This window comes from Lactiplantibacillus herbarum (genome assembly GCF_001039045.1).
Taxonomy (GTDB): domain Bacteria; phylum Bacillota; class Bacilli; order Lactobacillales; family Lactobacillaceae; genus Lactiplantibacillus; species Lactiplantibacillus herbarum.
In genome coordinates, this window is sequence record NZ_LFEE01000036.1 from 87,828 (window position 1) to 110,449 (window position 22,622).

19 protein-coding genes and 1 pseudogene are annotated in these 22,622 nt (G+C 44.1%); 6 read left to right on the plus strand and 14 right to left on the minus strand.

All coding sequences use genetic code 11. From position 1 onward, the window contains the following. Nucleotides 1–29: 29 nt before the first annotated feature. The 3 genes from ACG95_RS11005 to ACG95_RS11015 all read right to left on the minus strand — a co-directional run bounded on the left by ACG95_RS11005 (nt 30) and on the right by ACG95_RS11015 (nt 3,821). On the minus strand, nt 30–2,027 hold the full coding sequence (locus ACG95_RS11005) for an ABC transporter ATP-binding protein/permease (protein WP_048000554.1): 1,998 nt from the start codon (nt 2,025–2,027) through the stop codon (nt 30–32). A 369-nt stretch (nt 2,028–2,396) separates the two neighbouring features. Continuing rightward, nucleotides 2,397–2,759, minus strand: coding sequence for a hypothetical protein (locus ACG95_RS11010; protein ID WP_048000555.1), 363 nt, complete (start codon nt 2,757–2,759; stop codon nt 2,397–2,399). A 231-nt stretch (nt 2,760–2,990) separates the two neighbouring features. Next, nucleotides 2,991–3,821 (minus strand): metallophosphoesterase family protein, encoded by an 831-nt coding sequence (locus tag ACG95_RS11015; protein WP_048000556.1) that lies wholly within the window; start codon nt 3,819–3,821, stop codon nt 2,991–2,993. Nucleotides 3,822–4,013: 192 nt separating this feature from the next. Between ACG95_RS11015 and ACG95_RS11020 the strand changes: the two genes are divergently transcribed. Beyond that, on the plus strand, nt 4,014–4,337 hold the full coding sequence (locus tag ACG95_RS11020) for a hypothetical protein (protein ID WP_048000557.1): 324 nt from the start codon (nt 4,014–4,016) through the stop codon (nt 4,335–4,337). A 184-nt stretch (nt 4,338–4,521) separates the two neighbouring features. On the opposite strand, the gene ACG95_RS11025 is transcribed toward ACG95_RS11020, so the two are convergent. The 5 genes from ACG95_RS11025 to ACG95_RS11045 all read right to left on the minus strand — a co-directional run bounded on the left by ACG95_RS11025 (nt 4,522) and on the right by ACG95_RS11045 (nt 10,098). Further along, nucleotides 4,522–4,953, minus strand: coding sequence for a PTS glucose transporter subunit IIA (locus ACG95_RS11025; protein WP_048000558.1), 432 nt, complete (start codon nt 4,951–4,953; stop codon nt 4,522–4,524). A 711-nt stretch (nt 4,954–5,664) separates the two neighbouring features. After that, nucleotides 5,665–5,991 (minus strand): PTS sugar transporter subunit IIB, encoded by a 327-nt coding sequence (locus ACG95_RS11030; protein WP_048000559.1) that lies wholly within the window; start codon nt 5,989–5,991, stop codon nt 5,665–5,667. A 28-nt stretch (nt 5,992–6,019) separates the two neighbouring features. Beyond that, on the minus strand, nt 6,020–7,492 hold the full coding sequence (locus ACG95_RS11035) for a PTS sugar transporter subunit IIC (RefSeq protein WP_048000560.1): 1,473 nt from the start codon (nt 7,490–7,492) through the stop codon (nt 6,020–6,022). Further along, on the minus strand, nt 7,492–8,874 hold the full coding sequence (locus ACG95_RS11040; RefSeq protein ID WP_048000561.1) for a glycoside hydrolase family 1 protein: 1,383 nt from the start codon (nt 8,872–8,874) through the stop codon (nt 7,492–7,494). Before ACG95_RS11040 ends, ACG95_RS11035 begins: the two co-directional genes overlap by 1 nt. A 195-nt stretch (nt 8,875–9,069) precedes the next feature. After that, nucleotides 9,070–10,098, minus strand: a complete 1,029-nt coding sequence (locus tag ACG95_RS11045) for an NAD-dependent epimerase/dehydratase family protein (RefSeq protein WP_048000562.1) — start codon at nt 10,096–10,098, stop codon at nt 9,070–9,072. 108 nt (nt 10,099–10,206) lie between these two features. Between ACG95_RS11045 and ACG95_RS11050 the strand changes: the two genes are divergently transcribed. After that, nucleotides 10,207–10,650: a MerR family transcriptional regulator gene (locus ACG95_RS11050; protein ID WP_048000563.1), complete on the plus strand. Its 444-nt coding sequence runs from the start codon at nt 10,207–10,209 to the stop codon at nt 10,648–10,650. Nucleotides 10,651–11,038: 388 nt separating this feature from the next. After that, nucleotides 11,039–11,629, plus strand: coding sequence for a LysM peptidoglycan-binding domain-containing protein (locus ACG95_RS11055; protein ID WP_082137354.1), 591 nt, complete (start codon nt 11,039–11,041; stop codon nt 11,627–11,629). Between the two features lie 195 nt (nt 11,630–11,824). On the opposite strand, the gene ACG95_RS11060 is transcribed toward ACG95_RS11055, so the two are convergent. Continuing rightward, on the minus strand, nt 11,825–12,727 hold the full coding sequence (locus ACG95_RS11060) for a metal ABC transporter solute-binding protein (RefSeq protein WP_048000565.1): 903 nt from the start codon (nt 12,725–12,727) through the stop codon (nt 11,825–11,827). Between the two features lie 150 nt (nt 12,728–12,877). On the opposite strand from ACG95_RS11060, the gene ACG95_RS11065 reads away from it, so the two are divergent. The 3 genes from ACG95_RS11065 to ACG95_RS11075 all read left to right on the plus strand — a co-directional run bounded on the left by ACG95_RS11065 (nt 12,878) and on the right by ACG95_RS11075 (nt 15,402). After that, on the plus strand, nt 12,878–13,405 hold the full coding sequence (locus ACG95_RS11065; protein WP_048000566.1) for a hypothetical protein: 528 nt from the start codon (nt 12,878–12,880) through the stop codon (nt 13,403–13,405). 97 nt (nt 13,406–13,502) lie between these two features. After that, nucleotides 13,503–14,084 carry a DNA-3-methyladenine glycosylase I gene (locus tag ACG95_RS11070; RefSeq protein WP_048000567.1) on the plus strand — a complete coding sequence of 194 codons (582 nt, stop codon included), beginning with the start codon at nt 13,503–13,505 and terminating at the stop codon, nt 14,082–14,084. A 181-nt stretch (nt 14,085–14,265) separates the two neighbouring features. Continuing rightward, complete coding sequence (locus ACG95_RS11075; protein ID WP_048000568.1) at nt 14,266–15,402, plus strand: GGDEF domain-containing protein; 1,137 nt, start codon at nt 14,266–14,268, stop codon at nt 15,400–15,402. A gap of 60 nt (nt 15,403–15,462) precedes the next feature. Here the strand turns inward: ACG95_RS11075 and ACG95_RS11080 are convergent, their stop codons facing one another. The 5 genes and pseudogenes from ACG95_RS11080 to ACG95_RS11100 form a co-directional block, all read right to left on the minus strand. Continuing rightward, entirely contained in the window at nt 15,463–15,906 is a 444-nt protein-coding gene (locus ACG95_RS11080) for a hypothetical protein (RefSeq protein WP_048000569.1), read from the minus strand. Then, nucleotides 15,906–17,428: pseudogene (locus ACG95_RS11085) on the minus strand (Y-family DNA polymerase). The gene ACG95_RS11080 and the pseudogene ACG95_RS11085 overlap by 1 nt, the downstream one beginning before the upstream one ends. A 255-nt stretch (nt 17,429–17,683) precedes the next feature. Next, on the minus strand, nt 17,684–18,868 hold the full coding sequence (locus ACG95_RS11090) for a DUF998 domain-containing protein (protein WP_048000570.1): 1,185 nt from the start codon (nt 18,866–18,868) through the stop codon (nt 17,684–17,686). A 22-nt stretch (nt 18,869–18,890) separates the two neighbouring features. Then, on the minus strand, nt 18,891–20,672 hold the full coding sequence (locus ACG95_RS11095; RefSeq protein ID WP_048000571.1) for an ABC transporter ATP-binding protein: 1,782 nt from the start codon (nt 20,670–20,672) through the stop codon (nt 18,891–18,893). After that, on the minus strand, nt 20,665–22,389 hold the full coding sequence (locus ACG95_RS11100) for an ABC transporter ATP-binding protein (RefSeq protein WP_048000572.1): 1,725 nt from the start codon (nt 22,387–22,389) through the stop codon (nt 20,665–20,667). Before ACG95_RS11100 ends, ACG95_RS11095 begins: the two co-directional genes overlap by 8 nt. Nucleotides 22,390–22,622: the final 233 nt, after the last annotated feature.

The window sequence follows — 22,622 nt, forward strand, 5'->3', positions numbered from 1 at the left end:
TCGGTCTCTAACCGCCTGCTGGCCCACTCTTAGTCCGCCGCCAACGCATCTATTGGGTTCAACCGGGCTGCCCGCCATGCTGGCAAGATTGCCGCTATCAACGCAATCACTAATGCAATGATGAAGGTTGAAATAACATTACCTAAATGAATCTCAATCATATTATAACTAGCGATTTGGTAGAGCACCGAATTGAGTCCGGCCCCAATTCCATACGCAATCCCGGTAGCCAGTAACGCACTAATGACCCCGATGATTAACGATTCACTAGTAAATAACCGACGAATATCCCGGCGACTCTCACCCAGTGCACGCAAGATTCCGATTTCCTTTTTACGAGCACTAACTGACATGAACATCGTCACAATGATCATTAACGCTGAAACTAATAGTGAAATTCCAGCAATCGCTGCTAAGATGGTCGTTGCCAAGTTCACGTAAGTGTTCACCGTCGTCAACATGCTAGCGATACTAATCGCCTTAAATTGACGCTTGTTATTTGTCTTCACCTTATTGATCTGCTTAGTGACACTGTCATTGTCGTCACGTGAAGCAACCTTAACCGCAGCAGACGTAGGGTTGGCATTGAGACCATTCGCTGTCCGCATTGATTTCATCGTTGCGTAAGTTACCGCGTTAACCGCAGTTCCCGTTGTACTATCCGTAATTCCGGCCACGGTTAACTGTTGCTTAACCGTCACATTCTTGCCACTCGAATTAGTAGTTTGGAAACTCACGGTAACCTTCTTACCTACTAAGTCTTTCCAGTTCTTGCTAGACCATTTCTTCGCAACCGAACTCTTATCGACAACGATCTCATTCTTGCCGGCTTCATGACCAGCTTTGATGATTGCCTTTCGATTAGAGGCCGTCCAAGTCGTCAATGAGGTTGCCGTGTAATCCTTCTTACCGACCGCAATCGTTGCGTTGCTAGCACTGAGGATTGGTTGAACTGTATCAACATGTTTCAGTTCGCGCAGTTGTTTTAATTGTGCACTGCTAAAAGTAGGCGTGCTTGCAGTTGCCGTGCTAACGCCCATCGCCGCTTCCTGATCACTTCGCTGTGAACCACCACGCTGGCTCGAGCTAGTCTTCTGGTACCGTGAAACAGTGACCACTTGAGGATTGACCATGTCATTGATTTCTTGGTTGATATAGCCTTTCAGCCCATTACCCAAGCCGTTAAATAACATCACCGCAAATAGCCCAATAGCCGTCCCAATAATAATAATCAGGTTCCAACTCCACGTATAGCGTAAGTGCTTGAACGCCGTATTCAATGGCACGTACCATGGTAACTTGCGAGCTGGAATTTGCTGACGATCACTATCCACTGGGTAAGCTGGGTGTAAACGTTGATCGTCTACAATCTTCCCATCAGCCAACCGAACGATTCGCGTTCCGGCATCCGCAACCGCTTCTGAGTGGGTTACACAGATCACTAACCGACCTTCAGCCGCAATCTCATCCAATATTTTCAAAACAGCGGCTGTATTTTCAGAATCTAGCGCACCTGTTGGTTCATCCGCAATGATGATCTGTGGATCACTAGCTAAGGCTCTGGCAATTGCCACTCGCTGCTTCTGCCCACCTGATAACTGGTTTGGATACTTCTTAACTTGGTCAGATAAGCCCACACGTTTCAATAAATCCTGGGCACGTTGTTCACGTTCAGCGTGGTTCAACTTCGTCATATCGAGTGAAATCAACACGTTATCCAGTACGGATAGATGATTAATCAGGTTATACGATTGATAGATATAGCCGACCGTTTCACGCCGATACTGATCCATCTGCTTTTCCTGATGATGATCCAGTGCAACATCTTGTAACAACACCTGACCTTTAAATTGACGGTCTAAGCCCCCAATGATGTTCATTAAGGTCGACTTACCACCGCCAGATTCACCCAGAATCGCAACGAATTCCCCCCGTTCAAAAGACAGATTGATACCATTTAAAACTGGGAATTCTTCTTTACCTAAATAATATGCTTTATGAATATCCTTTAATTCTAAGTAACTCACGCTGCCATCACCCTGCTCTCCATAATGTCCTATCATCAAATGTATGCTAAAACTCAAAAGTCGTCAAATAGTGACTACTGGTAATTAGTTATTTATCTGAATAAACGTCATCTACACACACATTAGTTACGTCAGTCGACGTCAATCCCATCTTTAATTACCTAATAATTTTTTCAGCGCCAATCTAATTTAGATGACTGATTATCCAATCAGTTTAACCCACCGCACACTTTAATTGTATGATCGTACGCTTCAAACAGTCCATAGCTCTCAACATTAGCTAAACTTAATAAAAACTTCAGGCAATCTTCACAGACCACCCTTTCCACAAAAAAAGTGTTCAGCCCATTTCGACTAAACACTAGCTACTTATTGTACGGGTTTGTACCCATCCGCTAGTAACTGATTTTTAAACCAGGTTTCAAACATGTAGCCGTACCAAACGTCGCCTAACACGTTTATGATAAGCGCAATCTGCTCTGTAAATAACAGTTGCATGACCGTGTTAAAGAAGATTAGACCTAAAAATGGCACGGCCGTTTTGATCATGAAGAACGGAATCTGACAACGACGGCTGAATAGCCCGTAGAACCACGTAAATAGGAAGGCCCACCAATTGAAGCGACCGTAGACCTGCTTCGTACTAGTCTCGCCGTTCTCTGTCTTAGTAAAGACCATGTCCTGCTTAACTCGCTTATTGAAGCCAAACCACTCTGATGGGGCAAAATTCATGGAAATCCTCCTCGGTAAATCACAATTGCTTCATTATAGAAGCTAACTGAGCACCCGTCAAATTCAAGTGCATACTTTGAGTTGCGTTCATTCGTGATATTAATAGTCGCAACGTAGGCCAGCAAGAAGTTTACTCCGCTTAACCCGAAACCAGTGGGGAGGGTTCCAAGCTCAGAATGCTCGCCGATTCCACGTTAATGCTCACAAATCACCATCTACTACCCCAAAGTTTTACCACCCAAAGAATTCCCTAACATCCGTTTGATAACCGTGTTCCGCATTAACCTTGGTGAGCAAAGCTTGGTCATGTGTAATCGTAGACCCCGTCCGTCGTAAGTGTTCGTACAACTCGTAATAAGGTAGCTCTTGTTGCTGAGCTAGGCGTAATTCCTGATCAATATCATACTCAACTTTACGAAATTCCACCGTGATTCGACCAGCGTCATCAATCGTTAGGATCGCATAATGAGCACGCTGATCCGCCATGAACTTCTTATAAGGACTGTATGGTTGCCCAGTTGCGCCCGGATTAACAATCAACTGCCCTTTATCGGACACCCGCATAATCTGTTGATGGGTGTGGCCGTACACGGCGACGTCGGCATTGCCAGCTAAATGATCAAAGTTAGCTTGTTCTGCGGCTGGATATAAATCGTGTCCAGTCGACCGTTCCGGCTGGTTGTGTGACAGACTGATCATCAAACCATTCACCGTTACGGTCGTCGCAATTGGCCGCTGCATGACAGTCTGGAAATGCTCTGGTGATAAATGCTGCACGAGGTATTCTGTCAGCCGAGCAAAGTACACCTGCGATGAATCATCAATGCGGCCTTTTCCCGCCACTACGGCATTGATGCCCTGTTCCCAGTTACCCTGTAACCAGACGGCTGGTTTGACGGCCGCTAACGTTGCGTAGAGTTGTTCAGCTCCTGGCCCGGGTAAGAATAGATCACCCAGGAACCAGTAATCCGTCACCGCTTGTTGTTGTGCATCAGCTAGGACCGCATTGAGTGCGGATAAATTACCGTGAATGTCCGCCAATACTGCAATTCGATGTAACATGTCTGCCCACTCCCTCATCTATATTACCTATAGTATACGCGCTCACTTGCTCAATAGCGCCCACACTTTCCCCTGTAAGGCCAACAAATTAATCCACCCAATTAAGCGGTAACAGTCGCATTAATCATAATTAGCGCATATGCTTAATTATAATAAGAATTATGGAACAATGACTTTGGGGAGGTCATGCATATGCAACAATTAACATCAATATCTACCAACCAACAGACGACACACTTAGCCAACGACTGGCTTACCGTAACCACGAGCGGCATGCCCGGTTTAGTAGCGATTAAAGCTACCCTAACAGCTAAGCTATCCTACCTACTAAATGCTCGGATCACCATCTTAAATGGTGCCGCGACATTTATTCTGATTATTCATGACACACGGCAGAAGGTCGCAATTCCTGGTCGCATCTATCAACATGCCGACCAACGTTATCGCGTTTCCTTAGATGGCTGGCTGGTTAACGACAGCAACACCTTACTAGCCACTATCTACAAATACTTGTAACCTTGTTAGCAACCATCTAATTTACCTTATAATTACCCACAATGTTCTCCACAACATGTGGAATAAAGCTTTTTCGCTATCAAAAAAATAAGTGAGTTTGGGGTTTAATCCTCCAAATTCACTTGTTTTGTTTAATTTCATCAATTATGAGGCCGATTCAAGTTCAAACGCCCACTTATTTCCGTTATTTATCCACAGTTGTCGCTACTTCTTGCTCACGACGAACTTGTCCACTTGTTGATAAGTTAATTTTGCGTTCACGCTCACCATCGTTATCCACAATCACCGCCACCGTAACCCGATCTTCCTGTGATTGATCCGGATCAACAAACGCCAGTGGACTTCCTGGAGTGACCTGATCACCCTCATGAACATAAATTGCAGGGGTACCTTCCGTATCGCCCACCATCTGTAGGTGAACGGTGATGTTCCCAGTCGTCAGCTTAATTGTATGGTCCTCCGGCGATAATTCACTAACAGTCCCTGTAATCGGACTAAAGATATGATGACGTTTTGATTCAACCGCAAAACCCGTTTGCGTTGCTGCTAATTCAGTCAGTGTCCCGTCAACCGGTGCGTATAATTTAACCTTTTTACCAAATCCAAATAATCCCATGATGAATCCTCCTAAGTAACTAATTTGATTCAATCACGATGCTGGCCAGCTACCGTTCCTTGATTAACTTCATTCTACTTGCTAAAACCCGTTTCAGGTCAAGGACTTTTGCTGACTTTTTTTAAATTAAAAACCGCTCCTATCTGACTTCATAGACAAAAGCTTAAACGCTCGTCACTTTCGCCTACGGTAGTCAGTACTAGCTACGCTGTGGGGACCGGAGCTAGACTGATTAATACTTATAATTAATATGCCTCCACTAATATTAGTCTTCGAAGATTGCTAGTTAAATACTAAGCTAACAAAATTGTCATTGAATCAAATCTAAGCGGAACCAGCCGGGGGAATCTGCCATGAAGGCAATTTTAGGTGGCGTTCTTGGCCGCCTTAGATTGCGGGACGTCTTTTGAGACTTGAATTTCAGGCTCAAAAGCGAGGTCCTAGACCGCTTTTTGGCTAGGACCAGTCCCCATGGCAGTTTTCCCCGGCTGGCGGAGCGGCTAGTTAAATATCAATCACTGATATAGCGGTCGTTTTAACCTCTACATGGTAAACAAAAAAGCACGACACCATTACGATGTCGTGCTCAAACCAAAACTATCTAGGATTTGGTTAGTATTTGATTATGGCTCGGAAATGACTCGATCGTGTTAAAGCAACCGCCGCACACATTGGCGATTCACAATCGTAAGGTCTCTCCCGGTTAAATCCTTATTTATCGCCGAGTAACTTTTCGGCAGCTTGTAACACATTTTCGCCGTTCATCATGCCATAGTCTGACATGTTGATGATGTCCATTGGAATACCGGCAGCGTCGGTCTTCTTCTTAACATCATTCGCCATGTAACGAACTTGTGGTCCTAATAATAGAACGTCTGGATGTGGATCCTTGCTCAATTGATTGTCAATGTCTGCAGCTGAAGTGGCAAAGATTTCGTAATCAACGCCATCTTTTTTAGCAGCAGCTTGCATCTTAGATACGAGTAGTGAAGTTGACATCCCAGCGGAACATGCCAACATAATGATTTTATCAGCCATTAGTTCAAGTCCTCTCTATAACGACAAATTACATTTTTTCAGTAGCAGCATTACCGGCAGCGGCTTCAGCAGCAGCTTTTTCGCCTTCTTGTTTCGTTAAGATAGCATCGTACTTCTTTGCGAATGGGAAGTAGATTGCCGTTGACATAACCAACGTAATTGCTTGCCATACAGCCATCTTCCAACCACCAATAAGGAAACCAGAGATGATTGCTGGTGTAGTCCAAGGAGCAGCGAACCCGTTTAATGGTGGTACGATTCCGAAGTAGATAACCAAGTAAGTTGAAAGTGCAACTAACACTGGGGTTAAGAAGAATGGAATAGCCAAGAATGGGTTCATAACAATTGGTAAACCGAACAAGAATGGTTCGTTAATATTGAATAAAGCAGGAACTAATTCAACTTTACCAATCGTCTTGAATTGAACAGATTTAGCAGCAAACACTGTAAAGATAACCAAACCAAGGGTAATACCTGAACCAGTTAAGTTAATGAAGTTATTGTAGAATTCATTAGTAACAATGTGAGCACCTTGAGCAACCGTTAATTTACCAGCTGCCATCAATGAAGCGTTATCAAAAGTATTTGGAATTAATAATCCACTGGTGATGGCACCCATGATCAAACCACCATGAACCCCGAAGAACCAGAAGAAAGGAACTAAGAACGCAATAACTAAGGCACCACCAAGTGAATCTGAGAGACCTTGTAATGGTGTTTGGAGAACTTTGTAAATAAATTGCAACATATCTGTGTTACCAAGTGCACTGAAGGCTGCGAAGATCAACATTGCAACGATCAAGATAACACCGGCAGGAATCATAGCAGTAAATTGGTTTGCAACACTTGATGGCACTTGTTCTGGTAAGGTAATCTTCCAACCCTTACGAATCATCGTAGAGTAACCCCAACCAACTAGAATCCCAACAATAATTGCAGCGATCATCCCTTGGCCACCTAGCCAAGTAATGTTAACAACACCAGTAACTGGTGCTTGAACAAATGATTGTAACGCTTTTGGTAACTTGTCAATGTTTTGACTAACAGCACTACCGGACATCACAACTTTACCGGCAGCATTAGTGATACCAGAACCCGCTTTGCCCATTGCGGCAACTAATGGGTTAGCAATGTTCAATGTCTGTAATAGTAAGAAAACAGCCATTGAAGTCAACCCAGCTGGTAAGGCTTCATAGCCTTCATTACGAACGTAAACGTATGCGATCCCGATTGCAGCCCAGAGTGACAGTACCCCGAAAGTCACGGTGTAAGCTTGTGAGAAGAAGGCAGCCCAACCAGAAGCTTTAATTGCTGCGGCGACGGCTGGAATTGGAACGTTCGATAAGATCAAGAATACAGAACCGATAATAATGAAAGGTAACGCGTAAACCATCCCATCTTGTAAAGCTCTAACTGCTTTGGTGTTAACGAACTTCATTATTGGTGGTAAAACTTTATTGTTAATGAAATTGCTAACAGCACCATTACTACTATTTTCCATTACAATTCATCTCCATTTTTTGCTAGGAGCTTCTGTAGCCAGTAATATGACTTCTTAGGCACCCGCTTTAAATCTTTTAAATCATGGTTACTACGGTTGACATAAACGACCCCGTACCGTTTTTCAATGTCAGCGTGTGAACTCGGAATATCGATCAAGCCCCAGCCAAGGTAGCCTAGCACTTGCGCCCCGTCAATCAACATCGCATCCTTCATCGCTTTGATGTGTTCAGCGTGATACTTGATCCGTAAGTCATCTTCGATCATATCCTTGCCATTCCAGTGTTCGCTAATTCCAATCCCATTTTCGATTGGGAAAACTGGCACTTGGTATTGATCATATAGTTTCGTAATCAGGTTACGGAAGCCGAGTGGGTCAATGGCCCAATCCCATTCATTAGCCTCTAAGAAACGGTTAGCCTCAAACGAATAATTGAGATAACGGTTCGGTACGGCATCTTCAGGAAGCTTGTCCCCGTTAATAACTGTCGAACGATAATAACTAAAGGCTAAAAAATCCGCTTTCATTTTGGCAATGATTGCTTCGTCACCTGGTTGTAGATCATAATCAATCCCTTGCAGGTCGATATACCGCAGTACCTCGGGTGAATAATGCCCATAGACATAGGCGTCGTTCAAGTTGTTGTTCAAGAACTCGTCACTCTTACGTGCTGCCATAATATCAATTGGTTTAGCAGTTTCTGGATAGACTGGCGTGTAAGCTAACATGCCACCGATCTTAACATCATCGTAGTTTTGATGAACAAAATCATCTAAACGTGCGTGAGCTAACATCGTGTGGTGGAAGATCCGGTAAAGGTCGTTGACACTCTGATCACCCTTGGTATAACCGGAAATATTGAAAACTTCATCCGTGAAATAGAGGTTATGTTCATTGAATACGATCCAGTACTTAACCCGGTTCGCAAAATATTCAATCATCTTTTCACCGAAACGAACAAAAGCATCTACCGTATGGCGCGACATGAACCCGTTTTCATTTTCTGCTAAAGCTAATGGCATATCGAAATGATACAGACAGATCATCGGTGTGATACCCCGTGCCAACATGCCATCTACTAACCGGTCGTAAAATGCAATCCCGGCTTCATTAAATTCGCCGTCACCATCTGGAACTACCCGTGACCACGAAATTTGAATTCGATACATGTTCATATTAAGATCCTTCATAATATCCAGATCTTCGTCATAACGGTGATACTCGTCAATGGCATCGTGCCAATCAGAAGTCGTCGCCGTCGCTGGCCGCACATCATACACCGAGCGGCCCTTACCATCTTCGTCCCAAGCACCTTCTGTTTGCATGCTGGACACTGAATTGCCCCAGAAAAAATCCTTAGGCATTTGTCGCTCCTTATTCATCGAACTCCTCCTCATTTTAGTTTTCGGAAAACGCTTTCCTCGTGAAATAATATTAGCCCATCGCCAAAATAAAATCAACTCTTATTTATTAAAAATATATACTTTTATTTAAACTGCACTGATCATCTTCTATCAAAATAACTAAAAAAGCTGGTCATAACAGCATTTAAAGCCATTAGACCAGTTTCATATTAATTAGTTTCGTTTTGACAATAATTGCGCTTTTACTAGCGTATCTGTCGCTGCCAGTACCGCCACTTTTGCTGAATGAGATTGCCAGTCTAACATTGTCTGGGCCTTAGTCGTTGAAACATCATGGTTGAGTTGCATCATCAGATTAGACTCCTTCAACTGCGAACTAACAACTGAACCACCGCGCACGAACCAATCAGGCAAGAGGTGTTTTGTCAGTCCAGCTGCTAACTGTGGTCGCTCTTGCTGAATCAACTGCTTGATTGCTCGCATTGAGATTGCAGTTGGTGCGACTGCTAAGAAACGTTGATTGGCCGCTTCAGGGACAATCATTGCTTGAACCTCCATCGTAGCAACGTCACGAACATCCACAACGTTCACGATTAAATTCGGCATCACTTGGCCGGTCAATAATCGCTTAACTAGGTTGAAACTTCCCGTCACGTGATCGTTAAGTGCTGGTCCCAACATGGCTCCCGCGTTGACTGTGGTGAACTCTGGGCTGTCAGCATGTTCTTTGACGTAATCCCAACCAGCTTGTTCAGCCACTAATTTAGACTTTTCATATTCTGACAGCCCTGGTTGCTTTGGATCAGTCCAATCGGCTTCTGTAACTGGATGTTGATGATCAAAGCAACTGAACCCGACAGCACCTAGGTTCGCCGTCATCACAACTCGCTTCACCCCGGCGGCCGTTGCTGCTTTTAAGACACGTAAGGTTCCGACTTTGGCTGCGTTCATCACCTCTTCACTAGCCTTACCCTGATTAACAAATACGGGTGCGGCAACACTCATCACGTAAGTCACCCCGGTCATTGCTTCTGCCCATCCAGTATCCTGATTGAGATTCAACGTAACGAATGATAATTGTGACAAATTCGCTGTTCCGTCGAGGGTCGCCTGAATTGCTGGCACCTTATCTAAAGATCGTAGTGTCGCTCGTAATGGATATCCAGCCGTTAACAATTGTTTGATGATGTGTAAGGCTAAAAAGCCGTTGCCACCCGTTACTAATACCAATGGTTTCGTCATAGTTAATTACTCCTCGTTTTTATCACTTGTTTTTTGCTTGGCTAATAGTTAATATAATGAGCATAAACCTTAGAGTATTGTCTAAGGCAAGTGCTAGGAGGAATAATTTTGACTTATACGATCAAAGAAGTCGCCACTAAAGTTGGTTTGACTGCCTACACCCTACGTTTCTATGACAAACAGGGCTTGTTGCCCTTCGTTGGCCGGGATCAGTCGGGCTACCGTGACTTTACTGAAGGTGATCTGCACCTCTTACACACGATTATTTGTCTAAAAAATACCGGCATGCCGATCAGTCACATCCGTCAATACATCGACTATGTCATGCAAGGACCACAGTCGATTGAACAACGCCGGCAACTACTCAACACTCATCGCGAGGCTATCTTAGCGCAGCAAGTCAAGATCATGGCTAATTTAAAAGAAATTGATTTCAAACTCGATATGTACAGTGATCCCGCTGCTTCCGAACTCGTTAATGAAGAATTAGCGCAAGCTAAGGCTGAAAAAGAAGCTGAGGGCCTACCTGATCCTTTTATACTAGTGGACTAACTTCATTTTAGTGACTCTCACCCTAGCTAAAAGCTGATTTAACTCGTCAATATGATCATTGACCGGTTAAATCAGCTTTTTTTCGCCTTATTATTGACCTAAATTCCGTAACAAACTTCATTTTAGGTTCCCCTTAACCTGAGCCTTAATCCCTATCACGTCAGCATTAAAGCGCTCTTTCACATCAGGATTTTACGTCTCATCGCAGTTACGAAGATTACAAAAACAGCCGATTATGTAATCTTTGCCCCACGTTCTTAAAGTTCACGACACTTACAAGTAATGCGAGCACGTTACACTGGGTTCTGTTGATTACGAGAACCAATCGTAGTCAGGATCTATTGAATTGTAACTAATCAGACTTTCACACATTATAGGAGTGTATATTTTGAAAAAACTTGTAAGTACCGTTTTAACAACCTCAGCTGCTGCCGTTAGTTTACTATTTGCCGGTGTCTTAACTGCTAATGCCGACTCAACTTATACGGTTAAGAGCGGTGACTCTGTTTGGGCCATCGCACAAAAGTTCGACACAACTATCAATAACGTTGAAACAACTAACAACATCAGTAATCATTTCATTTTACCTGGTCAAACTTTAACTATTAAAGACGGTTCTACGTCAGCTACAACTACTAGCTCATCAGATAGCTCTGCAAGCACGAGTTCATCAGATACTAGTACGACTGCAACGACCTCAACTAGCGACTCAAGTAGTTCTACCACATCAACTTACACTGGTAGCAACTTGAAGAGCTACGTCTTGAGCCAGATGGAATCACGGACCGGCGTTTCTGCTTCAACTTGGAACACCATCATCACCCGCGAATCTAACTGGGAAACTAACGTTGTCAACAGCACGAGTGGTGCCTATGGTTTATTCCAAAACATGCACATCAGTAGTGGTTCTGTTGAAGAACAAGTGAACGCCGCCGTTGCCTTGTACGATGCACAAGGTATGGCTGCTTGGGCACTTTAAGCTAAATTAATAATCATTAAACCAATAAGAGCATGGGTCTTTGACCCATGCTCTTATTTTGTATTCTAATAATATCTAGCATCCTCAATCCAGGTGAGGAGACACATTTATCAACAACTATTGTTAATAAAGACATTATCAGCTTACTGAATTACGCGCACTCTGACCCACATTCCTCGGTTATAACGTATCTGTTTATGAAGCGGACAATAATTGATTTAATTGCTGATACTGTTTCAACATCCACTGTTGATAAGTCATGTTCGCCGGCATCGTTTCCGTCACTTTAAGCACCGGAACCTTGTTTTTGTTTGCTAAAGTGACCATGTTATCCACAATCTTATCGCTCACTTGACTGTTATCCACAAAGCACGCGACTTGACCTTTCTTCAGCGCAGTCTGCATGTTCTGGATCACTTTAGGTGACGGATCCGTCCCTTTCTCCACTGCATTTTCAAAGTCTGTATTGCCTACTTTGAAACCTAAGTTAGTCAGCGCATAGTCAAATACCGGCTCACTGACGAGAACATCCCGGTTATCTAGTTTCTGAACCTTTGCTTGTAGCTGTTTGACGACCCGTTGTACTGGTTTCAAAGTCGCCACGTACTTTTTCGCGTTAGCTTCAAAATAAGCTCGATCTTGTGGCCGCTTTTTTGCAAGTTGGTTTGCTAAATACTCAGCAACTGCCGGCATTGTTTGCGTATCATACCACAAATGTTCATTAACACCCGCCTTGCGCTTCAGTACGTCCTCACCTACCCGTATGAACTGTGCACTGTCAGTTGATTGAACAACTTTATTCATCCAGCCATCGTAGCCAATCCCATTTGCTAGCACAATATCCGCCTTGGCAACTTTCTGGGCCACGGCCGGGGTTGGTTCAAAATCATGGGGATCAACGGACGGCTGATTGATAATCGACGTCACTTTTACCCGATCACCCCCGACAGCTTTAGCAACCTCCCCGTAAAAATTCGTCGTGGTCACAATATTAATCTTGGCCGTTGAATCCTTTGTAGCCTGCTTTTGACAACCACTTAAGACACCCCCACCAATCAAAACCATGATAATTAATCCTACTCGTCGTAATTTCATCATTTCTGCTCCCCTTCTTTTTAAATGGTAATCATTACGTTTTACAGAATAACAATAATTACCGTCTGTGTAAATAGTAATTTTTACTATTTACTTTTGACCATTAATTATATTGCGGTAAAATAGGATTACTAATAAAAGGAGTCGGGGCTCATGAAAAAACTATTAATCGGTCTGGCTGTTGTTATCGTCGGGGGAACAGCAGCAGGATTTATCTTCTACCACCACAGTTCGCCGACACCAACCACAACGGTAACTAAAAAAGCAACGCCGTCTAAGCCTAAAACAATCACCACGGCTGAAGTCGCGTCTAATGCTAACCTTCGCTATAGTTGTATTATTTATTACGCCGTCAAACACGTTCAGATTCAGCGTTGGCAAGAACTAGCCGATTTCGAGCGTGGCTGGCAAGTTGAAATCTACTCTGAAAACAGTCAAGTTAAATACCTCGTCTGGCCGGATAAAAACATCACCACGGCGGCCAAACAGCTACAGCCTAACTGGTTTACGATCAAAGGTAACCAGGTGACTTACGACAGTTTTGGCGTTCACACGTTTCAAAAGGATATGACAGCTACTGTCAACATGGCCCAAATCATTAGTCAGATCAAGACCGATCATGCCGCTCATAAGGTACGTCAAATGCGACCCAATTTAGTTGTTAAAGATCACCGCAAATAAGAAAACCGCTGAAAATTTCAGCGGTTTTCTTATTTGATTACGTATTTACTAGGTATCAGGGACTTACTACTACGCTTAGACTGATGGAGGCTGCTAAATGACAACAACTTGGTTTGACGATGACCCACTCTTCAACCGTTACTATCCTCAAAATCCCAGCTATCGACAGTATTTTGACAACGAATGGGGGATTCCGTCCCACAACGATCAACAACTATTCGAACTATTGGCTTTAAGTGGCTTTGCCGCAGGTCTCAACTGGGAAATGATTCTCAATAAACGGATCGCTTTTAGTCGTGCTTTCGCTAACTGGGATATTAACACCGTCGCCAACTTCGATATTGGCAACATCACACAGATACTGACCGACGCCAGCATTATTCGTAATCAACGCAAGATTATGGCCGCTATCCACAACGCCAAAATTATTCAGCAATTACAGGCCACCCAGTCTTTTGATGCCTACCTCTGGCACCATCTTCAATATCAGCAGGTTGTCCTCAACGTTCACCATTTCCATGATTTACCAAGAACCGTTGCCGCGAGTGACCAGTTATCACAGCAAATGCGGCACGATGGTTTTAAGTTTGCAGGTCCCATCACCATCCATGCCTGGTTAGTCGCAACGGGCTTCATTACAGCTCGTCCAGACCACCGGGGAATTGAGCTATCCCACTAGTCACTACTCAGTAGTTTGGCACCCTTCACTCCTCTGACCATTTCTTTTATTAAATCAGATCAACTTCAATTAATTCATCGCTCAAAAATAATTAATGCAGGTCGATATTTACACATTAAACAGGTATACTTGGGCTATGTAATTCAATTTAAACGAAACTTTTTTGGAAGGGGGTCAGTTCATGACTTGGTCACATTGGGCGATTTCACCATTTATTACCGGCGTCTTCTTTATTCTTGGCGTACTGACCCTCTTTTGGGTCTCACAAAACTGGCTCATTAGTGCCTTGAATGCCCATCATATTCATGTGAACGAAGACGTGGTTAACGACTGGTACGGGCTCATTTACATGCTAGTCTTTGTCTTCAGTATGCAATCGCTGATTGTTGGTCAGACAGACTCTTGGATTTTTATGAATTTCCAGCTGATTGCATTAACCTTTTGCGGTTACTTTCTTAATATTCATATCCGCTACTATTACCTTTACCCAACCCTGCTGATTTTCATGCTCTTCAACCATTCGGTGTTGTATTGGGAATCTTGGGGGCACGCCCTAACTTTAATGCTGTTCTTTACGACCTTAGGATTCATGCGTAAACGTATGAATCGCTGGTCTCACAAAATTCAAATTGGTAGCTATCTCTTAACTTGTATGGGTTTTGGTGCGCTCTTATGGTGGTTCATGAAGCTTAAATTCACACTATCTTGGGGCACTTACTGGCAAGAATGGGCCTACTTCATGATTTTTGAAATTTTACTCTACATTTACGCCAGCATGCTGTCAGCCAACAGCGAACTCAAACAGAATCTAGTTGACTTCGCTAACCACGACGCGCTAACCAAAACAGAAAACTTTGCAGCGTATACCAGCGCAATTAACTATCAATTTCAAATTAGACAAAAGAGCGGCCTTGAACTTTCGATGATGATGTTCGACATTGATCACTTCAAACAGATTAACGATACTTATGGACATTCTGCTGGGGATCAAATCTTACAACACGTCACGCAAACTGCTCAGACCGTCTTCGAAGCTAACGATGCGCATATCACCCTCTACCGAACGGGGGGCGAAGAATTCAACGTACTCTTCCCAGGTTATGATCTTGATGCGGCGCTCCCGATTGTCAACCAGCTATTCAGTGCAATCAACCATCTCAGTGTCGTAGTTGATCAACAAAAAATCCAACTATCAATCTCAATTGGACTCGCAACCTTAACACCTGATGATCAAACCGCCACTGAATTTTATGATCGCGTTGACGCTAATCTTTACCATTCCAAACGCAACGGCCGTATGCAAATCACAGCTAAATAGTTTCGCCCAAATAAGCATCTAAAACACCCGATTTTCCTTTAAAATGGGCGTTTTAGATGCTTATTTTGTTTTCGCTACAGTAACGCTACGCACGTTAGCCATCGCTATAGAAACCACTTCATCATCAGTGAAGTAGACCCGCCCCTTATCCCAGTCAAGTTTCGCCAACTGACAAGTGTCCGTCTGATAATAGCCCACCTCAGCGTTAAAATAATTGACGGCTACTCGTGGCAGAACCGTCATAGTATCTAACTGCCTTAATTGAGCCATCACTTGCTGCTTGGCTACCCGTGTTGGGTAATGTTTATGGGCGTAATTTTCCGTTCTAGCTGCAATTAATTCGTGATAACCAGTTAAAGCCGCAAACGGTGCAAACTGGGCCGCACGATCTGCCTGTGGCATTGATAAGTGGTGATGTGAAACGTGTCGCGGCTTCGTCATGATATCGGCATACTGACTCGTATCGTTAAATAACTCGGCTTTAAGTGATTGCACTTCTGTCATTAGGCTCGGTGTCCTCCAATCTGGTCATTGCGTTCAATCGTCGTTGCGCCATCCTTTAAATCAGCCAATCGAATAATAACATTCTTATTCCCTGAACGCTGCTGCAACTTCAGAATGGTTGTCTGTAACTGATGGTCCCGATCACGGCGCCGTTGCGCTTGTTGCTCCTGATCAGCAACCACTTCTGGATCTTCAAATAGATTAGTTTGTTCATAATGAGGTTGCTGTGTAAGCTGCCGTTCATCAACTAAATGATTAGCAACCACGGTTACTCGCCGAATTAACAACTGACGCCGAACGAATTGTTGATAAAGCTGTTGATAAGCCGCACGCAATTCGTGCAGCGATGCCGTTGGATAATCCAAGGCAACGTTCGCATGCACCGGTTTGGGCACCCGCCGGCCATAGTAATCCTCAACCACGGCTCCCTGATAGTTAGGCGCCTGTTGTAAGCTCTGCCCATCATAATCGATATACAAGCCAATCCGGTCCGTTACAACGTGACGTTGAACCAGATCCAAGACTAGCGTGTCGATCATTCCACGTAGCACCAGTTGCCCTTTTGATACGGATAAGGTTTCATCAAGACCTGGCTAGCATAGATGCCATGATCGCTTGATCGGTACTGCTTAATATCGGCCAAAGTCGCCGACTCCTCACCCCACGCATGATCAATCAGAAGCTCCGCGTTTTTGCCGAACTCACGGTACAGCTGTTCCTCATTATGGTCTTCTGACAAACTCCCTAAGGAACACCGAGCCACATCGCCCATCGTATTGAGTCCGAGTGCGGCTAAACGCTTCGCATAGCCATGTCCGACCCGCCAGAAATCAGTTATCGGTTGGTGTCCCCACAGGTAACGCCGATACTGCTGCTGGTCCATCTGTGCGATTCGCACGCCATCTTCATCGGCTGGAATCTTCTTCGCCACAATGTCCATTGCGACCTTTGCTAGGCATAGATTCGTTCCAATTCCGGCCGTTGCCGTAATCCCCGTCTCGGCTTGAATCTCATGAATCATAGTCTTAGCCAAAGTATGTGCCGAAACATGATACGTCTGCACGTATTCCGTCACATCCATCAAGACTTCATCAATTGAATAAACGTGAATGTTTTCGGGTTTGATAAACCGTAAGTAGATCTCATAGATCACCGCACTCTGCTCCATATAGTAATTCATGCGCGGGGGTACAACTTTGTAGTCAATACCAAGATTGAGTTGTTTTTGCAGCTGACGTCGATAAATTGATTTATGGCGCATGACGTGCTGATAAGATGTCTGCCGGCCACGTTCCAGATTCAAGGTCCGAACCTGTTGTTCAACCTGAAACAAGCGTGGTCGCCCAGGGACACCAAACTGTTTTAAAGCCGGTGAAACGGCGAGACAAATAGTTTTATCCGTCCGACTAGTATCAGCTACCACTAAGTTAGCGTTAAGCGGATCTAAGTGGTGTGCGACACACTCGACCGACGCGTAAAACGATTTAAGATCAATTGCCATATAAACCCGGTCTTCTGCCATTACTAGTCCCTGCCCTTCACGATCGTCATCACTAAAAGAACATTCGTTCCCCTTAATTATAAATGAAGGCAACTAAAATTACCAGCCTTTTAAATTACAAAATTGCGTGGCTCCCAATGTATTTTAGTTGACATCAAGTGAAAATAGCCGCTTGATGTCAAACGATCCAACCATTAAAACTATGATTTACCGTAATTCAAAAAGCTCTGTAAAACCAAACACGGCTTTACAGAGCTTTTCTTAGTTTATTTGAAATTATTGATCACTTGCTCGTTCCAATTGAATCGTCAACAACTCAGGATCCTCATTGACCAGAGTTTGTAAGCGTGCAAACAACATCAATAGCCATCCAAACGAGATCCCAAAGGCTTGAATCTCAAACGCCGTTAACGATGGGAATCGTAACCACCGAAAACCAAAGTTCAGTAACAACAAGACAACCCCGGCACCATATGATAGCCATAAAAAGTCTTTTGTGACGGCTGGTAACAACCAGCGCACCCCGATAATCAGTAATACTAGTAACGTCACCAAGCCACCCGCTACTAAGTCATGTAACCAATGGAAAGTCGTATTGTTAGGAAATAACCCGACCGCGCCAAAATCAATTGCCGTTAGCGTTAATAAGAGACGTAACGTTGACGTCCGCCACGTCTGCGGATAAATTCGGCTTAGCGAAACGAATAGGTAATCAATCAATACAACCATTAACAACGCCGAAAAAATCAGCGTTAGGTTAAACTGCCAAGCATTCCGAGCATCCTGAGTCCCTAGAAAGCTCAAGTTATGTTGCCACCAGCGCCGTTGCCCATTGGCAGCCATTGAGACCACGCAGCCACTGATAATCACAATCGTTAAAATCGTCGATAGCGACCGGTCATTGATGGTTAACGCCGCCCAAATCATAAACGCATTCGCAAAATACGTGAATACGACGATCAATAATAACGAAGTAAAACGGTCAAAGACCACGTTTGGAAATAGTAATTCTAGTATCCAGAACGCCCCTACCAATGCAAACGCTAGGATCATAACGAACGCAATCGTTATGACTGGAAAATTACGCCAGTATATCTTTCGTGAGTAACGATTTTCAGGATCATTTCGTGTCTTCATAAAGAAAATAATAAAGAACACGGCACCCGTTAGAACACCCGCAACAATCGTTAAACTACCGACTGATTGCGCCCCCGTTAACGGTACTGGGTGTACATTTTGAAACCACCAGTAAGCATAGCTCGCCAAGCCTGACAAGGCCGCAATAATCAGTGGCCAGACAATCAAATATCGTTGCCACTGGGGCTGTTCTGGTTGAATCTTTTCTAATACTAACGCGTCATTATGCACCTTTAACCGCAATTGATCATCAGTCGCAATGCCGGCGCGTTCTAATGCTGATACGGGAATGGATACCCGTACTTGTTGTTCTTGAGCTGTCATCAACTACTCCTTCTAATCTTTACTACTCGAATACCATCTGATTGCGATACAACTCAGCGTAGAAACCGTCCTCGTCTAACAATTCAGCATGGCTCCCCTGTTCAATGATCTGTCCGTCTTTTAAGACGACAATCTTATCCGCGTTCAGAATCGTCTTCAATCGGTGCGCAATCACAAAACTAGTCCGCCCCTGAATCACGTTATCCATGGCTGCTTGAATCTTAGCTTCAGTCACTGTGTCAACGTTTGACGTGGCCTCATCCAAAATCAATAAACGTGGATTGGTTAAGATTGTCCGTGCAATAGACATCAATTGTTTCTGTCCCGCTGAAAAGACGCTCTGTTCGTCCGATACCATCGTCTTATAACCATCTGGTAAGCCAACGATAAAGTCGTGAATATTGGCCTGTTTGGCCGCATCAATCACCCGTTCCATCGTGGCAGTCGGTTCACCGTAACGAATGTTATCCGCAATCGTCCCGGTAAATAACTGAGGTTCTTGCAAGACGATTCCGACGTTTTGCCGTAAGACTTGTAACTCAAAGTCCTGAATATTGACACCATCAAAAGTAATCGCACCACTATCAACATCATAGAAACGATTTAACAGATTCATGACGGTCGTCTTACCCGACCCCGTTGGCCCAACTAAAGCAACCATCTCACCACGATGAACGTTAATTGAAACGCCATGGAGGATTTCCTTGCCGGGTAAATAACTGAAGTGTACGTCATCAATTACTAGCTCGTCATGAATGCCATCCAATGATTTGCCCGCAGCTGGCGTCACTTCATCTGGTTGATTACGGACTTCGTCAACTCGTCGTGCACCCGTAATGGCTAACTGAATCATACTATATAAACTCGTCAGTGACATGATTGGTTGATAATACTGTTGTGCGTAATTAACAAAGACGACCACTAAGGCTAAAGCTGCACCAGTTGACATACTGCCATTGAGGGCTAACCATGATCCGAAGAAAATGACAATGGCCGTGTTCAGTAACGACATTCCTTGCATCAGTGGATTCAAAATACCTGACCAGATTTGACCGGTCAAGGCTGATTCCCGCACCTTGGCATTATACCCTTGAAAACCTTTGAATGAATCTTCTTGTAAGCCGTTCGTAATCAGAACTTTTTGTCCCGTAATCTGTTCGTTGATATATCCATTCAGATGGCCAATATCATCCTGTTGGCGATTAACTGCCACACCAGCTTTGTGCATGACAAACGCCGCAATAATCAGTGCTACCGGTGTCGAAGCCATCGTTACCCACGCCATCTGAGCATTCTGGTTGAACATCACGATCAGTAGGCCGACAAACTGAGCAACGGCCAGTAAAATCTCCAATAAAGCTTGGTTCATCGCATTGAAGATGTTATCCAAATCCGATGTAAACCGGGCTAAGATATCGCCATCGCTGTGAGTATCAAAGTACTGGACCTTCATCCGTTGCATTTTACGAAATAAGCCAACCCGCATCGTCCCGGTTGAAAAGGCCGTCACACGCGCCAGAATCAAGCTTGCGATAAAGATGGTACTAGCATCCAACACGTACAGGAGAACGTACGTAATCAGCGTACGGTTAAACGGTTGTAAGCTTGCTTGCGCTCTGGTCGTATGGTTTGTCCACTGTTGCAAATACTGAGTCAGTTCTTCAACTGCTCGTCCTAGGTAAGTTGGTGCAATCACAATACACCACGTTGAAATGGCGATGAGAATGACACTCAGTAAGAACCCCACCCAGTAACGTTTCAGATAGTGCCAGTAATATTTCCCCGCATTACGTAAATCAGTCATGGAGTCCCTCCTCCCGTGCCTTTTGTGTCTGATAAATAGCCTGATAGATCGGACTAGTTTGTAGTAACTCACGATGGGTGCCGACACCTGCAATCTGCCCATTATCCAAAACTAGAATTTGATCCGCACGAATGATCGACGCAATCTTTTCAGCAATCACCACGGTCGTCGTTGTTCGTAATTCACGATCAAGGGCTTCCTGAACGAGCTTTTCAGAACGCGCATCCAGTGCAGAAGTTGCGTCATCTAAAATCAAAATTTCTGGGTTAGCGATGACCCCACGCGTAATCGCAAGTCGTTGTTTTTGCCCACCAGAGAAGTTCTGTGACCGTTCTTCAACGGGCGCATCGTAGGTCTGTGGCAAGCGTTCAATAAATTCAGCCGACTGCGCAATATTAGCCGCCCACTGCATATGTTGCGGCTTAGCGTCTGGTTTAACTTGTCGTAAGTTCTCCGCAATCGTTCCTGAGAAGAGCGTTGAGCGCTGTAAAACGTACGCCACGGTTGCCCGCAAGGACTTCTCTGGCAAGTCACGCACATCAATGCCACCGATTAGAACCTGACCACTGTCAGGATCGTATAACCGGGCTATCAATTGTGCGAGCGTCGTTTTACCAGACCCAGTAGCTCCGACAATCCCCAGCATCGACCCAGCTTGCACCGTAAACGTCACATCTTTTAAGGTTGGCTGATCGTCACCAGGATAGGTAAAAGTCACGTGGTCGAACTGAATAGCACCATGAACGGGCGCTTCATCGCCTTCAACGTAGCTCATGCTAGGTTCCGTGTCCATAACTTCATTAATTCGTCCTAGTGAGATGAACGCCCGTGAAGCAAAGGTCATTAAGAACCCACCGTTGATAACTGCAAAGAACATCTGCATCAAATAAGAAATAAAACTAGTAATGGCCGCTAAGTAAGCTGGATGAGTGGTAATATTTTGACCAACTATATAGACGGATGCACCGACTGCTACGTTAGCTGTTAGAAAGAATGCTGGCATCAGAATAGCGAACCAGTAGCCGATCTTCGCAGTCACCGCCGTTAATTGGTCAGATTCTTTAGCAAATTTTTTAATTTCATTTGTTTCTTGTACGAACGATTTAACGACTCGGATACCCATTAGATTCTCCCGAGCAACCGTATTAACGTTTTCAATATCCTGTTGCGTTTCAGCAAAGTATTTCGTCATCCGTCGTACCGCAAACAGTGCGACTATCAGGATAACTGCCATCATCACAACGATTATCCACCACTGTTCAGGCATCGTAATAACTGCCAGTAGTAGCGCCCCGATGAATAGCAATGGGATCCGCGTAATCTGTTGAAAACCAGCCATGACAATCTGCTGAACCTGATTAATGTCATTCGTCATTCGCACTACCAAGTTCGATGGTGAGAACTTTTCCACGTCTGCATAGGCCAATGATTGCACTTTGGCGTATAGGTCAGCCCGAAGATCAGTTGCCACGCCTAACGCAACCTTAGCCGAATAAATGGTATTAATAATTCCACTAATAATTCCCAATACGGCTAATCCGAGTAAGAACACGCCTTCTCGTAGTACCGTATCTTGGTCATTATTAATGATGGCCGTCATGATGACCTGTAGTAAGCGCGGTTGCCATAACGTGGCAAATACTAGCGCAATAACAGACAGCATGGCAATCCATACGTCGACACGATACCGTTTAAAATATGGCATCAAAATTTTCATGTTTAAGTCCCCCTCGGATTATGCTCTTCACTTCAGGGTACCTGAAATTAATGGTTAGGACAATCAATATCACCCATGTTTTTTAGAATAAAATTAGTACATTAATAATTAACGGATTCAGTAGTGACCGTTTTAAAATACGCTACTGTAAATTGTTACTTCTAAAACTGCTGTATGTAGCCACTAAATCAATCATCTATTGCGTAACTAAAGGTTGAAAGTCCCAAAACAAC